The following is a 19,770-nucleotide window of genomic DNA, read 5'->3' as shown; positions in this document are numbered from 1 at the left end:
ATTATTAGGAATTAATTCTACTAAAAGCAATATTAACTATCTAAAAAAAATTATTCCTATGTATGATTTATTAGAAACGAAGTTTTTCAGCCTACTGGCTGATACTTCACAAGAAGTTACAAACGAAGAAATGCAAAATGCCTATGGCAAGTTTATTGAACAAATAAGAATGGTGAGCAATGGAAATGATTATTCCACTACTTATCGGATTCTTGTAGCTACCCGTATTGAGATAGCTTCACTTGAAACAGCACCTCTTTACGGGCAGGGGGAAAAATGCGCTTAAAAAACTGTTCTTACAAAAGACACAGGCGATTATTAACGCAGAACTGGAACTGCTAAATTTCAAAATCACACACCCCGAATCGTTTCCTTCGGCAACTCCATTGACATTTGAATCACCTTTATCGGTCATACCTAAGTTCCAACATCTTGGAATTATGGGTATGACTGAAATTCTTTCAGCTTTGATGTTGTTGGGTGGTATCATCGACAACACAGGCAAGAATCCAACTATCATTGCTTTTTCGGAAGTTTTTGAACAGGCTTTCGGATTTAGTTTTAACGGTATCTATGACCGTCAAAGCGAACTCTTCAAACGCAAATCATGTAATCTCACCAAAACATTGGATGCTTTAAAAGCCGTCCTTATTAAAGAATATAAGAAACGACAAGCGGAAGCACTGAAAAATAAAGATGAAAAAAGATGATTTTGCAATAGATTGATAAATAGCCATTTGCCTTTAATGTATAGAGGGGTCAATACCGGACTCCTCTATTTTAAATTCTCTATTCTGCCGAACTTTGCTTCATCAATCGATTGAAAACAATAATGTTGAACTAAAAAAATGAAGCAAAATGTATATAGACAATGAAAACTTCGATAAGTGGATGGAGAAGCTATCGAAAAAACTGGGTGAGATAGGTCAGAACCTGCAATCACTTATCAATACTGATAAAGTATTGGATGAAAACGACCGACTGTTAGACAATCAGGATTTAGCGTTTTTACTGAAAGTATCTTTCCGAACCTTGCAACGGTATCGGGCAAGTGGTAAGCTCCCATACTTTACGATAAGTCATAAGACCTATTATCGTTCGGCTGACATCCGGACATTTGTTCAAGAAAATGCTGATAGCAAGACCTATGAACGGTTCAAAAAAGAAAATCAACTCGATAAGCAAACCGAAGCAAAACAAGGTGGGTAATATTGCCGCCTGATGAAGTGCTACCATTCCCCATTTAGCAGAAATCGCCTTGCCTTGTGGCTCGGCTCATTTCGCTAAATGAAGCAAGAGGGAACTGGACAAGTCCTGTTCTTCCCTCTTGCCCTGCGGGGCAAAGCCTTCGGCTTTAAGAAGTTACATTCGTAACCGTTTATAACAGTGATTATAAGGCTGAAATGTATTTCGCTTATAATCAACTGAATGAATCTCATTTTCCTTATAAAAAAGTTATAATCATGGATAAGACCAGTAATATATCCACACTTACCACCATCGGGATAGACCGACAGACGGGAAAGCTGATAGATAAGCTCTGCAAACGCTATTCACTGAAAAAAGGGGAAATAGTCCGTTTGGTATTTGTCTATATTGATAAAGCGTGTATCAATCCATCGGAAGCACCGGAATCCGTAAAATCGGAGCTGGCGAAGATAAACAAACGGCAGGACGATATTATCCGGTTTATCCGTCATTACGAGGACGAACAACTGAATCCCATGATACGAACCGCTAATTCTATCGCAGTTCGGTTTGATACCATCGGTAAAACATTAGAAACACTTATTCTTTCCCAATTGGAATCCACTCAGGGGAAACAAACAGCCGTATTGCAAAAAGTAAGTGAACAATTCAGCAAACATGCCGATGTAATCAACCAGCAGAGGAAGCAACTCACAGCCCTGTATCAGATACACCAACGGGATTATAAGAAGCTGCTCCAACTGATACAACTCTATTCGGAGTTATCAATTTGTGGCGTGATGGACGGCAAACGCAAAGAGAACCTAAAAGCGGAAATCGTTAATTTGATAAATACATAGAACCATGCACATAGATTTTGCACCACCATCGGGAGGAACATATGACAATGCAGGCAGCAGCCGTCAATTAGCTTCATACATGGAACATGAGGACTTGGAACGGATGGAGAAAGGAATCTATACCGATGGCTTTTTCAATCTGACGGAGGATAATATCTACAAATCAAAGGTTGTTAAAGATATAGACACCAATATCGGGCAATTGTTGAAAACAGATGCTAAGTTTTACGCTATCCATGTCAGCCCATCGGAAAGCGAGCTTCGGGCAATGGGGAACACCGAACAGGAGAAAGCCGAAGCCATGAAACGGTATGTTCGGGAAGTGTTTATTCCTGAATATGCCAAGAACTTCAACAAAGGACTATCTGAAGCGGATATAAAGTTTTATGGCAAAATTCATTTTGACCGTAGCCGTTCCAATAACGAACTAAATATGCACTGCCATTTGATTGTCAGCCGTAAAGACCAAACCAACAAAAAGAAGCTATCACCGCTTACCAACCACAAAAACACCAAGAACGGAGTAATAAAAGGTGGCTTCGACCGTGTGAATCTCTTTCGACAAGCGGAACAAGGCTTTGATAAACTATTCAGTTACAACCGCCAATTATCCGAATCCTTTGAGTATTTCAACACGATGAAGAACGGAAGCATTGATGATAAACTGAGAATGCAGGAGCAGGAGTTGAAAGAGCCAAAACAATATTTTACTGGCGAAAAGAAAAAAGATGTATTCCAATCCAGTGAAAAAGAAAACAATATTTCTTGCAACCTTGATAGCAAGGCAGATGAAAAACATTCTTACAACCAGCAAAATAACGGTAGTGGCGATTCTCTATTATCTATCTTCTCATTGGAAGAGGGCAATAATAATGCTGCACCAGTAGAAGAATTACAAGCACAGAAACGCAAGAAGAAAAAGAAGAAAGGGATTAGATGATGACTGAATATGAAGAACTAAGGGCCGATATAGACCGCTATCTGATGGAACGTTTTAAGTATCGAAAATCGCTTGTATGGCTGACAGTGGATAATATAATAGCCACCCGAAGAAATAGCCGGGTAGATTTATATTTGCGTATTAGAAAGGTTGAAAGCCGTTTTCCACCTGATTGCCTGATTATCGCCCGATTGAGTTTTAGCAAAGAACGGATAGGGCACGGAACGCACTTTATCCGATTTCTGACAAGAATAGCCCGAAAGTACGGTTTTAACCATATCGGCATTGAGTGTGCCAACATCAAAAGCAGTACATTTGCTAAAAAATCAGGCTTTTATTCTATAGATGGTGAGAACTACGCAATAGCAGTAACCAATCTAATATCTTATTTTTCAATGGAATAATCTTAATTAATTCTTTCTTTCTCTGAACACAAAGGTATATTTCAAAGAAAAAATAAACTTTTGGAGCGTGATAGTATAGCTAATCTTTTATCAAAATTGAGATTATATTTAAATATACCTAAATAAACACACTATAACTCTTTGAAAAGCCACTCTGTTTTTATATCTTTGTAAATGCTTAGCGGCATTAGTATTAATTTAAAACAGATATTAAATTATGAGCTACAAAAAACCTGAAATTTTAGCGCAAAGTACTACGCAGATGGCAGAATGTCGTCCTAATAGTAAACCGAGTGGAAGACCTTGTAATCCTCCAGGACCTGGCGGACGTTAATTATCAATTGATTCAGGCGACGATTTTAAAATCGTCGCCTGATTATTAAAAAGGAATTATTATGTATTTCAAACGAAAATCTAATATTATATTCAGAAACTATGAAGCTTTCGGGTATATAACTGATAATAGAAATTTTGGGTATAAACAAGTAAATAGTAATGATAACAACATTGGAGATAAAATTTTATCAGAGAGTGGTGCGGTCTTCTTTTCTGTATTGGAAATGGAGCCACAAACTATTGATGAACTTACAAAAAAAATTAGTAAGCAGTTTATAGATGTTGATATTGACACTATAAAGAGTGATGTAATAGATTTCTTTTATACACTTGAGCAAGATGGATTTATTGTATCAGGTGAAACTATACAGGAGTGTTATAAAAAAGATATTAGATTTTCATACAGAAATTCAGAACCTGAAATAATAAATAAAAGTTTTTCATCAAAAACTATGCATCCCAACAAATCCACACAGGATTTTTTGGAAGAATACTTTAATGGCAGACCTCAACTCATAAGTTTGCACGTAGAAATAACAAGTAAGTGCAATGAAAGATGCATACATTGCTATATCCCGCATGAAAATAAAATAAGTCATATTGATTCTGATTTATTTTATGATATTTTGAAGCAATGTAAAGACATGAAGCTATTGCATCTGACCTTAAGTGGCGGTGAGCCCATGCTTCATAAAAGTTTTTGCGAATTTTTACAAAAATGCAACGAATATAATTTTTCAGTAAATGTTCTCAGCAATCTAACGTTGCTTGACGATAAAATTATCAGTGAGATGAGGGCAAATCCTCTTTTAGGCGTTCAAGTTTCATTATATTCAATGAATCCTAATATTCACGATGAGATAACTCAAATGAAGGGCAGTTTTGAAAAAACAAAAAATGCAATTTTAAAACTAATTGAAAATGATATTCCATTACAGATTAGTTGTCCGATAATGAAACAAAATAAAGACTGCTATAGTGATGTTATTGAGTGGGCAAGAAATCATAATATTCAAGTCAATGATGATTACGTTATTATCGCAAGATACAATCATACTATAAACAATTTGAATTGTCGTTTATCAGATGATGAAGTAAAAGAGTTGATTTATATCAAAGCCACTAATAATCCACTTTATTTGAAACAAATAGAAATTGAGGCTAAAAAGAAAAAAGGCATAGAACCTAATGATTTTGTTTGTAGTGTTTGTAATTCCTCTATTTGCATAGCAGAAAACGGAAATATATATCCATGTGCTGGCTGGCAAGATTATATTCTTGGCAATGTTAAAGAAAACTCTATTAATTATATTTGGAATAATTCTGAAAAAGTACAATACCTAAGAGATTTGCGCAAACATAATTTCCCTAAATGTCTTCAATGTTCAGCTAAAGAGTTCTGTACTATGTGTATGGTTAGAAATGCAAACGAGAATCCTCAAGGAGACCCTTTAGTTGTTAATGAATATTTTTGTAAAATCGCAAAATATAACAAGAAGTTAGTGCTTGAAAGAAAGGATATCTTTTAAATTCTTAATTTTAGTATGCAGATTAGACATGTTAGGTAGATTTTTATCTCCCCCAAAAATGTAACATAACTTTATTATGTTGATGATATTAAAGAAAAGATTTATTTAGGTTAGCCAATTTCGAATGCGTTTCAAATGAAACGCACTGAACTAATCCTTTCTTTCTCTGAACACAAAGGTATATTCGAAGAATAAAACGGCAACACCAAGCCGCAAGCGGTTTTTGAAAATTTCTTCCTTTTTCGTTCCTCAAAAGAGTAAATTTCCAAAAAGTGTTGCCTTATTTATTCTTTCCATATAGGAGATGTTTATCAGAGAAAAAAAGGAAAAAATATGTTGGTTGTGATGTGCTTACTTTGCCAATTCATATTTTCCCTCAATCCGTTCTGCAAGATTCGTCATGTCCTCATTGATTTTGGTGCGGGTTATATCCGCATATATTTGAGTAGTGGAAATGCTTCGATGCCCCAGTGTTTGGCTAATCGTTTCTATTGGAACACCCATTGAAAGACAAAGGGTTGCATAGCTATGCCTTGCCATGTGATAGGTAAGCCGTTTATCAATATTGGCTGCTTTGGCTATCTTTTTCAACTGAATATCAGCATTTTCTATTGTGCATAACCTAAAAACCTTTCCATCAAGCCCGGTAAAAGCCGTATTTCGGTATTTCTCAATAAGCCGTAACGGAATATCAAGTAGGGGAATGTAGGAAGTAGTTCCGGTCTTTTGGCGATTTAAGACAATCCACTGTTTGCCATCTTTTTGCCGTACAATATTATCATGCCGTAAGTTCTTTAAATCCACGTAAGCAAGCCCCGTGAATGTCGAAAACAGAAACATATCCCGAATAAAATTAGCACTCTCATGTTTCATGTCTATTTGCATCAACCGTTCTATCTCATCCATAGATAGCCATTTCCGCGTAATGGTTATCCGCTGGGGACGATAGCCAAAGAACGGGTCTTGATACATCAAACCTTTGTTTAAGGCTCTCATTACAACCCTGCGTAATGGTTTTATCGTATTGTTGGTTGTGCTTGCGCTTAATTGCAAATTGACTTTTAGATAGTAAACATACGATTCAATAAAATCAAAATCAACTTGGGTAAACGGAATGTCCGCTACCCCGTATTTATACCCCAAAAATTCTTTTAAATGCTGATAAGCACGATAAAGATGTGTATAGGTGGTTTTTACTATCAAAATGCCGACAGACTGCCGTTTCTCTTCAACTAATGCAGCAAACTCCTGTATTAAGCTGTTTTGTTTAATTCCAATTCCTTTGATAGCGTTTTTCAGGATTTCAGCAGTAATGTAGCTTTTGTTTTCCAGTAAGGTTTTATAGTGGCGGACAAGTTCAGCCCGATAGTTTTCTATCTGTTTGTTGATAGTTGTTTCTTCCTTTGATTTGCCTATGGCTATTCCCTGTTTGGCATCCCATTTTTCGGGAGATAACTCTAAACCCGTGCTGAAAGCCGAGCTTTTCCCGTCCACGCTGATACGCCCCATGACAGGGCAATTACCTGATTTTTTCTTTTTGCTGGTATTCAAGTAAAAGAGTATAGCGAAAGTGCTTCTATTGTTTTGCATAATATCTGTATTTGGAATTGTTAAAAGTTAAATTTAGTGGCAAGACGTGCAGATAGCTGCTGCATATCGTTGCCTATCTTTTCATTGTTAAGACGTGCGTAACGTTGGGTTGTCTCAATATGCTTGTGCCCCAACATCCGGCTCACACTCTCAATCGGAACACCTTGTGAAAGGCAGATTTGAGAAGCAAACGTGTACCTTGCTACATGATAGGATAATACCCGGTTGATACCACAGTTTCTTGCAATACGTTTTAAACCTACATTCACTTGTCCTAAACTCATGTGCGGAAATATTTTTCCATCGGGAGCAAGTCCCTTGTAATACTCCATGATTCGGATAGGGATATTTAATAGTTTTACATTAAACTCCGTATGTGATTTTTGCCTGTTGGCTGAAATCCACAAACTGCCATCATCTTCGGTAATAATATCTTTCCAAGAAAGTTTGTGCACGTCCGCATAAGCCAAGCCGGTAAAGGTTGAAAACAGGAACATATCACGGATAAACCGTTGTGTTCCCGATTTAAGGGGAGTTTTCATAAGTAAGTCCAGTTCATCATTGGTGAGCGACTTGTTTTTAAGTTCCGTCTTTTCCAATTCAAAACCGTCAAAAGGCGGACGGGTGATGATTCTTCGATGCAATGCCAAACGTATCACTTTGTTTAACAAGACAATCCGAGCCTTAACGGTTCTCGGCTTCATCTTGCGTTTCACCCTAAAAAAGAAATTCAATGCTTCGATGAAAGGCAAATCTAACTCGGTAAGAGAAATATCCTCTACGTGGTATTCTTCCCGAAGAAATTGCTTAAGCTGTTTATAAAGGACTTCATACTGCTTGTAGGTGGATTGTGCCCTGTCAATGCCTATTCTCCCTTTGAAGTCCTCCATCATTTCACCGAACAGGACAAGGAGGTTTTTTTGTGCTGTGGCAATTCCTTGAAAGGCGTTCTTCACTTCGATAGCGGTTACTTTTCCTGTCCGCTTTAAAATGTCCCTGTAATGCGCATGTATGGAGAGATTAATTTTATTAATCTCTCTGTTAAGTTCAACGGCAACACGGCTTTTGCCGATTGCTCGACCTGATTTTACACTCCAAAGCCGTTCTTCGATTTTCAGTTTTGAACCGAATTGGGCGATAGTGTTACCGATGATGATTTTTCCGATTATCGGAAAAACGGCATTTTGGTTTGTTTCTGTTCTTTCCGTGTTACCCTCTCGTTTGAGGTAAAAAGATACTTTCAGTTCGTTGTTCATAACGCTCACATTTTTAGTTTGTAAAATTACTTTCTTTGTGAGTTATCCGAACAATGTAAACCACAGACAAACAGTGATATAACCAGACATTCAACGTCACCAGTTTGCCGTATTTTTCGCCTGTAGGAACGGGTAACGATTTAGAAACGGAAAGTCTGCTCTAATCCGCTTTTTCCTGCTATTTCGCTACTCGGCATCCAAAGACACTAAAAGACATACATTTCTATCATTCAATCAATTATCCTTGTTTTCTCTCTTTCTCCTTTTACACTCCTTGTTTTCTAAGTGCCAGATATGCAGGTCGTGTTTCTCATCGTTAATGTAGGACGATACACCGTTCATAAGCGTTTGCAGTGAACTCGGAGCGGTCAGTAGTCCTTTCACGGCTCCGGTTTCTGCTGCGGTCAGAATCAGGTCGTCGGCCGAAAGTTCCTTGATAGCCTTGTCGAAGGTCAGGGTCAGGATTGTAGTGGCTTCGGTTGTGCTACCGTTTGCTGTCAGGTTGCTGAATATAGCACTCTTTTGGCAAGAGGTGAATGCGATGGCTGCACAGAGCAGTATAAATGATAGAATCTTTTTAATGATGTTGTTTTTATAAAGTTATTCATCCCTCCACAAATGAAAGTAGTCCGAAACATTTCTGTTTCGGACTACCATGCGAGAGTGAAACGGTCTGCCAATGCTAATCCACGCTTGTACATTTCAGTATCAGGTCGCCATAGGAGGAGATGCTGCGGACTGCGGACTTTGCGGGTGTGGCGATGAAGGTGATACTCCGTTCGCCTCCCATCACTTGAAGGTGATGCTCTTCCAGATGGTGCCGCTTGCCCACGAATTGCCCGAAGCGGTGGGCGAAGCCGCACCACCCGGTTGCTTGTCCGTGTTCAACACGAGTTCGCAGTTTGTGCTATTGAACTTAACCGACGGATTAAAAGCATTCTCGAATACACCCATGTTGTCTAACGAACCTCCTCCGATTCCGCCAAAATCTCCGGCAGCAGTCATCTCTATTCGGGTAAGCTGGTTGCAGGCGGATACGATATAGTTGTCAAACGTGGTGGCGGCAGGCAATTTAAGCGTCGTCAGTGCGCCACATTCCAGAAAAGCATACGCTTCGATCGTGGTGGCTTTCGGCAGGTTGATTACTGTTGCGGAGCAAGCCCTGAAAGCGTTTTTCCCGACAGCTTCTACATTTTCGAAAGAGACTGTACTCAGCGACTTGCAGCCGTAGAATGTATTTTCACCAATTGCCTTCATACAGGGGATAGTTATAGTGCTGAGAATATCACAGCCGCTAAAAGTGCCGTTTCCGGCATCTGTCAGTAACGGGGCTGAGATGGCTGTCAGCTTCTTGCATTTGGCAAAAGAGCCATTTATTCCGTTCCCCGTAAATGAACCCACGCTGATGGCTGTGACTTTCGGCAAGTCGACAGTGGTCAGGTTGGTGGATCCGAAAGCTTCTCCATAAATGGCGATGGCTTCGGGCAGAGCAACGGAGGTCAATGCAGCGCAGCTACTAAAAGCCACTACTCCGACATGCGTAACGTTTTCGAGGTTGACGGTGGTGAGCGATTTGCAATTAGAGAAAGCTTGTATTCCAAGGGCTTTCACTTCGGCGGGGAGTATCACCTCTTGCAAGGCACTACATCCGAAAAATGCGTAGCCGGGCAGCCCTACCGTGTTATCTACAGTCAGCTTATTTCCGTCAAGTTCCACTGCCGTCCAGCCGATTACTCCCGACAGGTCGACCTTCGTGACTAAGGTGTTTTTATAAAAAGGATTGTTGTTGTCCAATATGTCACCATCTATGCCACTGTTGGCAATGTTGCCCGTTAGTTTGAACTCGGTGATGCCTGCATCGAGGGCTGCCTGAATAGCTTCCTTCACTTGAATGGTGGTTTTGCCATTCATATCGATATCGCCCGGAGGAGTTGACGCTTTGACCGTTACAGTGCAGTTTCCTGATTTGCCGCCTGCCGTGACGGTGATGGTTGTCTGCCCCAATCCGACGGCTGTTACTTTACCCGAAGCATCGACTGTGGCAATAGTTTGATTGGCGGAACTCCACATTACGGTCTTATCGTCCGCATTGTCGGGACTCACTTTTGCCGTCAATTGTTCGGTTTGTCCGAGATTCAGTTCCAGCGTTGCCGGAGTTATGACCACCGAATTTACTACTATCGGGTCGTTGTCTTTATCCTTGTCGCATCCCGTAAGCAGTAAGATTGCTCCGAAGAGCAGTAGGGTTGATAGTTTTAATGTCTTCATAATTCTATGATATTACGTTATTTAATTCTCTTGTAATTAATACAGTGCAAAGGTACTCTGAAGCGGTTGGAGCATCAGTCCCAAAACTTATAAATCGGTGTCGGGTTTTGGGACTTTTGCGATTTCAGGCAAAAAAATGCGATTTCCTGTTCAGGAAACCGCATTGGCAAGACTCTTCACCGCACTTTTGGTGGAAGGTTTTATTTTGTCGGAGTATTTTCACTTTTCACTTTTCGGCGATATTCGGCAGGGGTAACTCCGGCAACGGAGGTAAATTGACGAAAGAACGTACTTCGGCTCGGAATACCTATTTGCTCGGCAATCTCATCCAACGACAATTCGGTATCCGATTCTATGAGCCGCATAGACTCTCCGATACGCAATGAATTAATCCACGAGCGAAAGTTCTGCCCATAGTGTGAATTGATATAACGTGACAGATAGGTTTGATTTGTTACCAATTCATTGGCAAGCGTTTCTAAAGTAATGTCTTGTCGAAGAAATTCCTTGCGCTCTATCCACCCGTTGAGTGCAGTGCTGATAAATTCTTCCGTTGCCTCTTTGCCACCCGGTGTTATGGGTATATGTTCCGCAATAACGGGAGCTATACGGTGGAAGATGGTCAGGTAGTTGATATATTTGACCGCAAAATAGAGGTAGAAGATGGTGTAAGCAGCTGTGAAAATGGTATATACAAATGTGCTTACAAAGAGCGAAGATACAGCGGCAACACCCACACTGGCTGCCATAAAAAATGCATTTCGTATCCACCGCAATCGGCGGTATTCGTCTGAGGAGAAGAAATTATCGAATCGGCGAAGATACCTGTCATATTCCCGAATGAACACCGTTACATAGTAGATTAGTTGCAGGCAGTAGAGCCCCAACATTATATAAAACAAGGTATAGAATAGATGCTCCGGCAATAGACCGAGAATTGCAAACAGGACAACACCAAGCGATGTTATCGGCAGAACATTTCCCAGCCAGACCCTGCGAGCAGTCATATACTGTATATTGATAAGGGTAATGGTTGATAGCGTGAACAGCAGTGCCTGATACGAGGCAGTAAGCAGTGTAAATACCATCAGCATAGGCCTGTGACCGGTATCTGTCTCCCCGAAAACCTCCCACAATCCCACAGAAGAGAGTACCATATAGGCTCCGGCAAGAAGGCGGCGCGAAATGCGGTAATTCTTCAACTCCGCATCCCTCGGAACAAAGAGCACCAACAGACAAATCCCCATAACGAGGATTATTGCCGCAGAGAGCAATGTCGTGAGTGTATAGAGTGTGAAATGGGGCATACAACTAATATTTATACAACGATTTAACTTGTTTATACAAGCAAAGATAACGCTTTCATTCGGTGTTGGAAAATCCAGTTCAGATTGACCCCGTAAACCAAACGAATTTGCCCCCTTACTCCAAAATAAGGTTGACCTTTCTAACCAAAATAAAAATGACCCCATTGAAATATATGTCAACATAGACTTTTACGTAATTCCATAATACAGATTACAAGGAAGGAAAAGAAACTTTGAAAGCTTGATAAAACCTCCTGCCAACCAAAAGAAAGTAGCGGGATAGTAATGTAACTCCGATTTCAATTAGCTTTTTAAGGGTTTTCGTTGGCTTCGTTCCTTTCTCATTCTATCACAATCGCTATCCTACAGCCTTCTTTATGCGTTCTGCTCTTAGTCTCAGTTTTATTGCTTATCTTTGACGCCTAATTACCAATGACATGTTATGTAAAACGCGCGGGATAGTCTTACACGCTATTCCATACAACGATAAATATTCTATTATATATATGTACACGGAAGCTTTTGGAAGAGCTTCTTATTTGGTCACGCGCAGCCGGGGGAAAAAATCAACAGTGTCTAAAGCTTTATTTATGCCGCTATCTGTTGTCGAAATGGAAGTGGAACATCTTAACAAACGGGATTTACACCGTATTCGTGAAACCAGATCGTGTTATCCGCTAAACGAATTGTTTTGCAATCCGGTCAAAAACGTACTGGCTCTTTTCCTTGCTGAAATTCTTTTCCGTGTAATCAAAGAAACCGAGCCTGACCCTCGTTTATTTGAATTTCTGTATGAATCAATCCGCCTATTAGAAGTCACAGACAAAGGAGTATCCAACTTCCATTTAGTTTTCTTACTGCATCTATTACACTATATGGGTATTTACCCGAACTCCGAGTCATATACTTCCGGAGCCTTTTTTGATCTATTGAATGGGACATTCGTAAACTGTACACCTATGCACCGTCATTATCTGAATCCCACAGAAAGTATTTTCTTTGCCCGTTTACTGAAAATAAGTTTTGAAAACATGTCCTTATACTCATTTTCCCGCCAAGACAGAGTAAACATAATCAATCGTCTGCTTGAATATTACCGTCTGCACCTTCCCGATTTTCCGGAAATAAAATCTCTTGCAGTCATGCAAAGCCTGTTTGATTAAAAACTGCTTTCCATAGATTAAAACCCGAATACTTGCCAGTTTGCGAAAAAGATTATACTTTTGCCGCACTTTAAGGAAAAAGTTGCCCCTGTAGTTCAACGGATAGAATAGATGTTTCCTAAACATTAGATAGCAGTTCGATTCTGCTCGGGGGTACAAAAAAATGGACTGTCTACGATTTGTTAGACAGTCCATTTTTTTAATCTTCCCATCGATTTGCAAAAAAGGTCCCGATGATTAAAAAAAAGATGCCGTTGTTTCTTCAAAAAGCAGCCTATGATTTATTCTTTTGAAATATATGAAAAGAAAAAAGCATAACTATCAAAAGAAATTCTTATAACTATCAAAAAAAAGAACAACAACCATCAAAAGAACTTTTGTTCGGTTACTTTTTCAGAAAAGATACCGTCGAATATAAAAAACAACAGCTACTTTTTCAAGATTCATTTCGCATCAAAAATAACCCTTTCACCATCCAGTACTCCACTCAATTGATACTGGGTGATCCGAACATTATCAAAATAAGAATCACCATCCGGATATTCCATGATTAAAGAATTAGGGAGTGAAGGATCCCAACTCCAATAAAAATTAAACACGACCCTTTCCGTTTCATTCTCCCAATAGGAATAATATTCACGGCGGTCTACTCCTCTGCCATTGGGGTAAAACACCAACTCCTGATAACAATCAGTATTACTATCTACAGCAAAATCATCTACCCAAACATTATTACACAACCAGTAATCCGGATCTTCCGGAAAATAAGGATCCGGGTCACAACTTGTAAAGCCAACTAATATCGCAAACAGGAACAGTAATCCTGATATTTTCATTTTTTCCATAACTCCATATCTTTTTTATTCTATACCAATAACAAAGGTAATGAATAAATTGATGCAGAATTACTATTCCTATTTATAATCCTATCAATCCGGCAGTTCATTTTCAACAACAAGATCCCACTTCCCTCCTTCAAAAACCGACAACTGGAAAGCATCGTCAGATTCCGAATGACGATATAAACGTCCGGTATACCGAATAATCTTATTTTCTTCAGGAGTTACGCCCGTAATATTTCTCTCTCTTAATAATTTACCACTACCATCCACAGCAGACAGTTTAACATCAAAAGAAGTAACAACCGCAGGGATAAATGTATAAAAAGAATGAACCATATCCATTTTCCCTACATCCTCGGAAGTAAACTGATAAGAAAGGGTCTGTTCGCTTTCACTGACTATTCCTTGACCAGTGGATAAATCAAATTGCTTTATTTTTTTAGAGACAAGCATATCGAAATGATTTACACTTTCAGGAACAGAATCGATTGCTTTGAACTCAATTCGTCCGACAGCCCTGTGCAAAGATATATCTTCCTCCACCAACTCAGCAGCCGTAATATCTCTCGCCAATTCAGCATAAAAAGAATCTGAAACCTCATCAAAGTTCAAGACCGAACCAGCTAACTCCGGCTTTTTCGAATTATGTGCCAGAAAATAAAACTGATACTTCCCTTTGGGTAATGTATCATAAACAATACCGAAATCCAAATCTCCCACAACTGCACGCCTGTATTTCACAAACTTAGGAGTCTCTCCCTGCTCAAAAACCACATACTCGATCGCATTACAGAGCTCACTCAATTCTTGTTCTGTAGCATCACCAGCTTTCACTGTAGGTTCTGGAATAGGATTGTCCGGAATACTTTTGGTTGAAGGAAACGATAAGACTTCCTTTTTCATTTGAAGGCAGAATTGGAGAGGATAAGATTTATCTGCCGGAAATTCGGGTTCCTCAGTAGAGGAGTTACGACTGCAACCTGCCAGGCATAATAGCACACCGGCAAGTGCGAACACTGCATTTTTCTTCATAGCTAAGTTTTTTTGTATTTGTTATCGCAGCAAAGAAAACATTTATTAATGAGATTAAGAAAGTTTTTACAGATTTTATTTCAAAACAAAGAAACACATTAAAAAACAAAAGTCAGACCACCCTACTTTCACAAGCAGAGCAGCCTTTCATTCCTTCCTCAAAACTAATATCATGAAGATTTAATTTTTAATTCGTTTTATCAACCAGAATAAGCATATGACTATCCCTCCTACTCCTATCCAAGCCAGAAGCTTTTGATACCAATGTAACCGATTCACTTCTATTATTTTATCTACTGGATATGGAACACATATTGTATCCTGAACAAAAATAGAATCACGCAAATATGTATTCTTATACAAGGTTTTATATTTTTCCAAATAAACTGTATCTCCTTTTATCTTCAAGAATATAGAGTCTTGCAAATAAGTTGAATCCCGGATAACCCTATCCTGATATTCAGTCTTTACACTTTCTATAGGGACATATATTTCTTTAGTTCTGCATCCATACACAATAAATAGAAATATAACTCCAAAAATTATTCTAACTAAATTCATATCAGTATCTCCCGGATAAAAATTGCCGCCTGTTCCGTCCTGACAATTTCAAAGACAAATGGACAAAAGTCGAATACTGAATACATTGATCAAAATCCAACCCTGACTTTCTCAAACATTCCACAAGTTCTACAGGTTTCTCGCAAGCTATATCAGCTGCTTCACCTTTCACATGCTGGCTGTTAGGAACTCCATTGACCACTGCATTCAACGCTGAACATCGATAACCACTATTAACTCTCATTACTTTCCCGTATTTTTCCCGAAGCGGCTCCAACAGCATCGTTACAAGGTTTTCAATTGCTCTGATTTCGTTGATACCCGGATTATTTTCTATACCTTTTAACTTTGCGGTACTACTCTTTGTAAACTCTTTTAATTCAAAATTTTCACTTATTTTCATTTCTGTTCCTTCCTATTTGTTTAAGTTATGATAAAATTCCAATCGTATATTCGCATATGCAGACTTTACATTTGTATATGTTCTACTATTGTTCTCTTCTGCTTTATTATAGATTTCAGATTCTATGACAGAAGTAATCTGTTCTATCCAAGCAGCATTGGTATATGTGGACAGTTTCCGCCCACGATATACAAAACAATCAAATTTACTATTACGATCTTCATGTAGATTCGTCAGCAATGTCCTTATCTTAACCACTGTAGCCCGTTTGTCAGCAATATGGTTTTCTGCCCGAACTTTCTTGATTATCCTACATACCTTTTCAACCGATAAATCAAATGCCATATTAGAAATAGTCTTGATACGCATCTGAGTCTCAGGGATAAGCCCTTCCGATATATCATTTAACCGGTCATTTTGTGTACGAGTTTCATCAAGTAACTGTTTCATTGTATCCTTTTGTGCAACAAGCATATCATTAATCATCTTCATAAACCATCGGAAACAGGCTATCATCATCAGGGCCGATAACACAAGGAAAAAGCCTGCAGTTATTGCCATCATTCCAAATTCAGAAATGCCCTTGCCTGTTTCCAGGGCTGCATGTATTGTATTCATATCTGCCATTCCATTATATATAGGTTTACTATCTTTGTTGCATTACCCTATTTTTTGCATATTAGTAAAAAACAGTGCCGCCTCTCTGCTGTGATAACCCGGAGGAGGATCATTACAATTCTTTTCAAGAAATGAATCCTATAATGCATCCTGTATTTTAATGTAAATCTCATACATCTATTTCTTTTAGTATATATAATTGACAAAACAACGAGTAGAGTTTTTTTAAGACAAAAAGTAAAAAAACTGTACTTACAAGGTTGTTGAAAATAGTTTGAATATACTATCCTTAGAATAAGAACTAATGAAATTACAATATACTCACTTTTAGCAACTTTCCATTATAAACATTAATGCTGCCTATTGATGATTCTTGCCGTATATATTAGGGGATAACCACCTTTAGTCCCCCCTTTATTCGGGTCATAAATCAGCAGTACTGTAAGGCTGTCGCCCATCCCCATTGGCACGCTATCCCAGTGGTCACCATCCCAGTGTACAAGATTAGGATATTCGGAAGTATTCCACGGATAGGTTCCATCATTGCTTTCAGTGCCGTTTCTCCCGTATATATCGAAGTCCCTCGAATCAAGGTCCGAGATAACGGTGAATTCCACGCAGAACTTTGTGTTTGTTCCTATGCCAAGAGCACCCCTTACCTCCGAAAGCTTGGGCAAGATGATGCCGGCTCTATCCACACTGCTGTAAATTATCCAGCGGTTATTATCTTTAAGGCAGGAATAACTGTTATAAATCGTATTTGCTTTGGTAAGTGTGAGTTTACTGTACTTGTAACCCTCTATCCATCCGTCCAGGGTGCCATTGCCCTCGCCACAGAAAGCATGGTTATATGCTCCGTTTTTAGCAGAAAGATACATGGCGATATTCCGTCCCATTTCCCACCAATCAGAAGTGTCCTCATTTTCAAATCTTGCTACGGATCTCAGCCCCGATGTTGTTGGCAATACGTTTCCACCAATACCTGCAAAACATTTATGTGTATCATTACGAAATATTACATACGCATCATTATTAAACGGGGTATTAGAAAGCCCGTTTCCATTGATACTGAACCCAGCAATACTACCTTTTACTGCCGCAAGGTTTTTACAAACTAAATCATCTGTGTCTATCAATTTAGTTCTTATATGAGCTCCTTCTATAATTGTACTACCAGCTTTCGCTGCTGTTTCCAATGCGGCATAATTGTTGTACCCTAATTTTTTTGCCAGATCTTCCTTTGTCTGTTTTTCTGCTTCACAAGCTACTTTATCCGTATCTGCGACATTCTTTAAACTACCATCCGTTGAAATAAACTTGATATTCCCTCCTATTTCATTTTGCGCCAGATTGAAATAAGTCTTCCCATCTTTTGAAACTATCTGGTCAGTCATTATCCGACCAGGCAATATCTCCGTAAATCCGTAAAGGGATACATAGCTCCTTTCACCATCATACTCGGAGTTAAGTGCTCCAACAAGGAAATGGTAATAATCGACTTCCTGTTCAAGCGCTATAGCCTTATCACTTATCCGGAATGTCCCGACCCCGTCATTCTTACTACATTTTGCATATAGGTAATATTTCTTATCCGGTTCCAGATAAGGTGAAGTATAAAAGCCCATATCCCAAAACTTGTATTTGTGAACAGATGATATCTCTTTAATGTCTAATGTCATATGCTGAAGAATGCCCGCTGGAACAGATAGTATCTTTGAATCATTATTGTATGTAACATTCAGATTCACTACTGCAGGATTCATTTTTGAGTTTACGAACCGGAACTGCAAACTCTCATCCCCTACAAGCATCTGCATAGTGGCAACGGCGATAGGATTGATTGACTCTGAGAAGTTTGTAAGCAAAGCATCTGCGAGCATACTCATCGTTTCCTGAGCATCCCTAAAGCGTCTTTTTGTATATTGGATAGACTGCTTATGTTTGTCTGCATCTGTTACTTCATTCGCATCTATCTTTCCTAATTCGGAAGAAACGAAACCTCCAACTGGAACATTGGACAATTCCAACTCCGGACTATAAGGCTTATTGATATAATCTTTTACACCTGTAATACGAATATTAATGCCCTCCGGTTGAAACTGATCATCGTGGAATAACACATAACCACCAGGTAATAATTTACTGCCTATTTCTAACCAATTCTTTTTTGTATGGATACTATCAAGTTCCCCCTTAAACGTGAAAGGGGTATTTTCATTTTCATACATATATTTAACTGCCTCACGAAACATATCCCAACTTGCACCAGACTTAGTTACATTGTCACAGACATATGCTTCCGGCAAAGAAATATTAAATACAGCATACTTATCGCCAATGGACGGGCAAAGATGTTCATTCGGAAAATAAATACCATCCTCCTGCATGGACACAAGTTTAAATGTTCTGGTGGTATGGTTATATCCGGTAAGGTCACTGTCTGACTGCATGATGTCAAACTCACGTCCGGCCAATTTGCCACTCTGAAAGATAATTGTCGCCCTATTGCCATTCAACCTACAATCACGGAAATTCAAAGCATCCGGTATTGTCACATCAATGATATTATAGAAAATAACCGAGTTACCATCTGAATCAACATTCGATTCAGTTTCAACTCCTGTGATTTCACCTACACGACTTGGATAAATATTTGATGCATCGTAACTGTCCTCATTAAAGATCACAAGGTCTTTCTCTGCACGAGTGATATACATACCGTCCGGGTCCGTCTTATAACGCCTACCTTGATATTCCAACTCCTGATTCTTAGGAAGAAGCAAGGTAGGGCTATTATATTTAGCTCTATCAATGTTTTGTTCACCGCCCTGAACATATAACAAAGTCACCGGAGACTTATCACCCTGATTCGTTCTGCCAACACCGGATTTAAAGCCCTTTCCTTTACCATAACTAAGTGATATTGGGGAGTCCTTGAACTTCTCAACTTTGCAAAAGTGAATCGTTTTTCCTTCAAATTCAAACTCTGTATTAAACTCATTCGCAAGTCGGTTAAGGACATCAATACAGCTCTCATGGGAGAATGAGAACAGCTTTTCTGTCGCTTCAACACTGGTTCCAAACCTCCAACCTGAATCATGCAAATTCAGATTATCAATCATTAACCGTATGAAGGCTTGAGGCGTTGCCGTTAAACTGAATTTCAACTTATGAGGTTTCTCTGATAACAGTTTGTATTTGGTCCTGTACAATAGTTCCCACCAGCCCCAGAACTCGACCGTATATTCGATATTCCGACTGTAATGCTTTGTCAAGTTCTCCGGTTGAGAAAGGATATAACGCTGTCCCTGATAGTCAACATAGGCACCTAAAGGTATTTCTACATGTTCAGTCAAGGAAAAATAAAGATAAACCTTATCTCCTTGTTTAATTGCACGATACCGGTAGCTACTATCGTCTACCTGTATGTCGAGTATTTGCTTGCCTGTTTTATCGTATATAGTCATATTTAT

The 19,770-nt window shown here is 39.0% G+C and carries 18 protein-coding genes and 1 tRNA gene; 9 read left to right on the top strand and 10 right to left on the bottom strand.

The annotated features are described in order from the left end of the window. Nucleotides 1–58: 58 nt before the first annotated feature. From ACGE0T_RS00855 to ACGE0T_RS00825, 7 genes are all read left to right on the top strand, one after another. Nucleotides 59–286, top strand: a complete 228-nt coding sequence (locus ACGE0T_RS00855) for a hypothetical protein (RefSeq protein WP_196039596.1) — start codon at nt 59–61, stop codon at nt 284–286. Next, nucleotides 243–710, top strand: coding sequence for a hypothetical protein (locus ACGE0T_RS00850; RefSeq protein ID WP_459188683.1), 468 nt, complete (start codon nt 243–245; stop codon nt 708–710). Before ACGE0T_RS00855 ends, ACGE0T_RS00850 begins: the two co-directional genes overlap by 44 nt. A 148-nt stretch (nt 711–858) precedes the next feature. Beyond that, nucleotides 859–1,209 carry a helix-turn-helix domain-containing protein gene (locus tag ACGE0T_RS00845; protein WP_459188682.1) on the top strand — a complete coding sequence of 117 codons (351 nt, stop codon included), beginning with the start codon at nt 859–861 and terminating at the stop codon, nt 1,207–1,209. Between the two features lie 254 nt (nt 1,210–1,463). Further along, nucleotides 1,464–2,048, top strand: a complete 585-nt coding sequence (locus ACGE0T_RS00840; RefSeq protein WP_459188681.1) for a BfmA/BtgA family mobilization protein — start codon at nt 1,464–1,466, stop codon at nt 2,046–2,048. A 4-nt stretch (nt 2,049–2,052) separates the two neighbouring features. After that, complete coding sequence (locus tag ACGE0T_RS00835; protein ID WP_459188680.1) at nt 2,053–2,988, top strand: DUF5712 family protein; 936 nt, start codon at nt 2,053–2,055, stop codon at nt 2,986–2,988. After that, nucleotides 2,988–3,392, top strand: coding sequence for a GNAT family N-acetyltransferase (locus tag ACGE0T_RS00830; protein ID WP_459190390.1), 405 nt, complete (start codon nt 2,988–2,990; stop codon nt 3,390–3,392). The genes ACGE0T_RS00835 and ACGE0T_RS00830 overlap by 1 nt, the downstream gene beginning before the upstream one ends. 395 nt (nt 3,393–3,787) lie before the next feature. Continuing rightward, entirely contained in the window at nt 3,788–5,257 is a 1,470-nt protein-coding gene (locus ACGE0T_RS00825; RefSeq protein ID WP_459188679.1) for a PqqD family peptide modification chaperone, read from the top strand. Nucleotides 5,258–5,608: 351 nt separating this feature from the next. Here the strand turns inward: ACGE0T_RS00825 and ACGE0T_RS00820 are convergent, their stop codons facing one another. The 4 genes from ACGE0T_RS00820 to ACGE0T_RS00805 form a co-directional block, all read right to left on the bottom strand. Then, complete coding sequence (locus ACGE0T_RS00820) at nt 5,609–6,847, bottom strand: site-specific integrase (RefSeq protein ID WP_459188678.1); 1,239 nt, start codon at nt 6,845–6,847, stop codon at nt 5,609–5,611. Between the two features lie 20 nt (nt 6,848–6,867). Then, on the bottom strand, nt 6,868–8,103 hold the full coding sequence (locus ACGE0T_RS00815; protein WP_459188677.1) for a tyrosine-type recombinase/integrase: 1,236 nt from the start codon (nt 8,101–8,103) through the stop codon (nt 6,868–6,870). A 789-nt stretch (nt 8,104–8,892) separates the two neighbouring features. After that, nucleotides 8,893–10,371 (bottom strand): leucine-rich repeat protein, encoded by a 1,479-nt coding sequence (locus ACGE0T_RS00810; protein WP_459188676.1) that lies wholly within the window; start codon nt 10,369–10,371, stop codon nt 8,893–8,895. A gap of 200 nt (nt 10,372–10,571) precedes the next feature. Then, complete coding sequence (locus tag ACGE0T_RS00805; protein WP_459188675.1) at nt 10,572–11,678, bottom strand: helix-turn-helix domain-containing protein; 1,107 nt, start codon at nt 11,676–11,678, stop codon at nt 10,572–10,574. Between the two features lie 437 nt (nt 11,679–12,115). Between ACGE0T_RS00805 and recO the strand changes: the two genes are divergently transcribed. Together recO and ACGE0T_RS00795 are read left to right on the top strand one after the other, a co-directional pair. Further along, nucleotides 12,116–12,841 (top strand): DNA repair protein RecO, encoded by a 726-nt coding sequence (recO, locus tag ACGE0T_RS00800; protein ID WP_459188674.1) that lies wholly within the window; start codon nt 12,116–12,118, stop codon nt 12,839–12,841. An 84-nt stretch (nt 12,842–12,925) separates the two neighbouring features. Then, nucleotides 12,926–12,997: transfer RNA gene (locus ACGE0T_RS00795), tRNA-Arg, on the top strand. A 287-nt stretch (nt 12,998–13,284) separates the two neighbouring features. On the opposite strand, the gene ACGE0T_RS00790 is transcribed toward ACGE0T_RS00795, so the two are convergent. The 6 genes from ACGE0T_RS00790 to ACGE0T_RS00765 all read right to left on the bottom strand — a co-directional run bounded on the left by ACGE0T_RS00790 (nt 13,285) and on the right by ACGE0T_RS00765 (nt 19,764). Continuing rightward, complete coding sequence (locus ACGE0T_RS00790; RefSeq protein ID WP_459188673.1) at nt 13,285–13,686, bottom strand: hypothetical protein; 402 nt, start codon at nt 13,684–13,686, stop codon at nt 13,285–13,287. Between the two features lie 84 nt (nt 13,687–13,770). Further along, nucleotides 13,771–14,715, bottom strand: a complete 945-nt coding sequence (locus ACGE0T_RS00785; RefSeq protein ID WP_459188672.1) for a hypothetical protein — start codon at nt 14,713–14,715, stop codon at nt 13,771–13,773. Between the two features lie 180 nt (nt 14,716–14,895). Continuing rightward, entirely contained in the window at nt 14,896–15,276 is a 381-nt protein-coding gene (locus ACGE0T_RS00780; protein WP_459188671.1) for a hypothetical protein, read from the bottom strand. A 1-nt stretch (nt 15,277) separates the two neighbouring features. Next, nucleotides 15,278–15,679: a D-Ala-D-Ala carboxypeptidase family metallohydrolase gene (locus ACGE0T_RS00775; RefSeq protein ID WP_459188670.1), complete on the bottom strand. Its 402-nt coding sequence runs from the start codon at nt 15,677–15,679 to the stop codon at nt 15,278–15,280. 12 nt (nt 15,680–15,691) lie between these two features. Then, entirely contained in the window at nt 15,692–16,297 is a 606-nt protein-coding gene (locus tag ACGE0T_RS00770) for a hypothetical protein (RefSeq protein WP_459188669.1), read from the bottom strand. Between the two features lie 350 nt (nt 16,298–16,647). Beyond that, on the bottom strand, nt 16,648–19,764 hold the full coding sequence (locus ACGE0T_RS00765) for a hypothetical protein (RefSeq protein WP_459188668.1): 3,117 nt from the start codon (nt 19,762–19,764) through the stop codon (nt 16,648–16,650). Nucleotides 19,765–19,770: the final 6 nt, after the last annotated feature.

The organism is Parabacteroides sp. APC149_11_2_Y6 (genome assembly GCF_054506995.1).
The sequence above is the reverse complement of the archived record's forward strand: the minus strand, read 5'-3'. Positions and strand labels throughout refer to the sequence as shown.

What these genes read in the sequence shown, in the direction of transcription:
- ACGE0T_RS00855 (WP_196039596.1), top strand. Translation starts at nt 59, where the DNA reads ATGTATGATTTATTAGAAACGAAGTTTTTCAGCCTACTGGCTGATACT.
- ACGE0T_RS00845 (WP_459188682.1), top strand. Translation starts at nt 859, where the DNA reads ATGTATATAGACAATGAAAACTTCGATAAGTGGATGGAGAAGCTATCG.
- ACGE0T_RS00840 (WP_459188681.1), top strand. Translation starts at nt 1,464, where the DNA reads ATGGATAAGACCAGTAATATATCCACACTTACCACCATCGGGATAGAC.
- ACGE0T_RS00835 (WP_459188680.1), top strand. Translation starts at nt 2,053, where the DNA reads ATGCACATAGATTTTGCACCACCATCGGGAGGAACATATGACAATGCA.
- ACGE0T_RS00830 (WP_459190390.1), top strand. Translation starts at nt 2,988, where the DNA reads ATGACTGAATATGAAGAACTAAGGGCCGATATAGACCGCTATCTGATG.
- ACGE0T_RS00825 (WP_459188679.1), top strand. Translation starts at nt 3,788, where the DNA reads ATGTATTTCAAACGAAAATCTAATATTATATTCAGAAACTATGAAGCT.
- ACGE0T_RS00820 (WP_459188678.1), bottom strand. Translation starts at nt 6,847, where the DNA reads ATGCAAAACAATAGAAGCACTTTCGCTATACTCTTTTACTTGAATACC.
- ACGE0T_RS00815 (WP_459188677.1), bottom strand. Translation starts at nt 8,103, where the DNA reads ATGAACAACGAACTGAAAGTATCTTTTTACCTCAAACGAGAGGGTAAC.
- ACGE0T_RS00810 (WP_459188676.1), bottom strand. Translation starts at nt 10,371, where the DNA reads ATGAAGACATTAAAACTATCAACCCTACTGCTCTTCGGAGCAATCTTA.
- ACGE0T_RS00805 (WP_459188675.1), bottom strand. Translation starts at nt 11,678, where the DNA reads ATGCCCCATTTCACACTCTATACACTCACGACATTGCTCTCTGCGGCA.
- recO (WP_459188674.1), top strand. Translation starts at nt 12,116, where the DNA reads ATGTTATGTAAAACGCGCGGGATAGTCTTACACGCTATTCCATACAAC.
- ACGE0T_RS00790 (WP_459188673.1), bottom strand. Translation starts at nt 13,686, where the DNA reads ATGGAAAAAATGAAAATATCAGGATTACTGTTCCTGTTTGCGATATTA.
- ACGE0T_RS00785 (WP_459188672.1), bottom strand. Translation starts at nt 14,715, where the DNA reads ATGAAGAAAAATGCAGTGTTCGCACTTGCCGGTGTGCTATTATGCCTG.
- ACGE0T_RS00780 (WP_459188671.1), bottom strand. Translation starts at nt 15,276, where the DNA reads ATGAATTTAGTTAGAATAATTTTTGGAGTTATATTTCTATTTATTGTG.
- ACGE0T_RS00775 (WP_459188670.1), bottom strand. Translation starts at nt 15,679, where the DNA reads ATGAAAATAAGTGAAAATTTTGAATTAAAAGAGTTTACAAAGAGTAGT.
- ACGE0T_RS00770 (WP_459188669.1), bottom strand. Translation starts at nt 16,297, where the DNA reads ATGAATACAATACATGCAGCCCTGGAAACAGGCAAGGGCATTTCTGAA.
- ACGE0T_RS00765 (WP_459188668.1), bottom strand. Translation starts at nt 19,764, where the DNA reads ATGACTATATACGATAAAACAGGCAAGCAAATACTCGACATACAGGTA.